Raw genomic sequence first — 1,010 nt, forward strand, 5'->3', positions numbered from 1 at the left:
CTAGTTGTTTAGTCCCAGAGTGTGATGGTGTATCGTTATCACGATCACGGAGGGAAACTCTATGGGCCAATTTCTTCATGGCAGCGCCAAGACGACGCACGCCGTTCGAGCAGAATTACAGCGATCGAAAGCTCCAGTCGCGGCGCTCGCGCGGCGATACGGCATCAACGAGAAAACCGTAAGGAAATGGCGGTCTCGACCAGGTGTCGAGGATGAGGCGATGGGGCCGAAGAAGCCGCGAAGTACAGTTTTACGGCCTTGGAAGAGGCGGCGATAGTTTCTTTGAGAGTCAAAGCCCGGCTACCGTTGGATGACGTTTACATCGCTCTGAAGGACGTGATCCCACATCTGTCCCGCTCCAGCCTTCACCGTTGCTTGCAACGACACGGCATCTCGCGGCTACCAAAAGCCGACCGCGAGAAACCCAAGCGGTTCAAAACATACGAGATCGGCTATTTCCACATCGACATTGCCGAGTTGCGATACGAGGGTGGTAAGGCGTTTCTCTTCGTAGCAGTCGATCGCACCTCTAAGATCGTCGTTGCCAGGATTTATCGCAAAGCGACGAACCTCGTAGCTGCCGGCTTTCTTAAGGCTCTGATCAAAACGGCACCCTATAAAATCCACACGGTTCTCACCGATAACGGCGTCCAGTTCGTACAGCATGATAAACGAGCAGAGCGTGGGTTTGTCGGTCATATCTTCGGTGCGGTGTGTGTCGAAAATGGCATTGAGCACCGGAAAACAAAGCCTTACCACCCCTGGACCAATGGTCAGGCTGAGCGAATGGTCAGAACGATCAAGGAGGCGACCGTCAAATCATTCCATTACGCCTCAATCACAGACTTACGCTGTCATGTTAGGGACTGGCTGCTGGCCTACAACTACGCCAAACAGCTCAAAGCCCTGCGCTTCAAAACTCCTTTCGAAGCCATACGGCAACTGAGTGAGAAAAAACCTGAAATCTTCACTCAAACCCCAAGCCATGACATGCTGGGACCAAACACCTA

The 1,010-nt window shown here is 52.9% G+C and carries 1 pseudogene; it reads left to right on the plus strand.

What is annotated here, in order from left to right:
- Window positions 1-61: 61 nt before the first annotated feature.
- Window positions 62-1,010, plus strand: a pseudogene (locus tag ATO67_RS22165) (IS481 family transposase); the annotation flags it as partial.

The organism is Agrobacterium bohemicum (assembly GCF_001562555.1).
GTDB lineage: Bacteria > Pseudomonadota > Alphaproteobacteria > Rhizobiales > Rhizobiaceae > Agrobacterium > Agrobacterium bohemicum.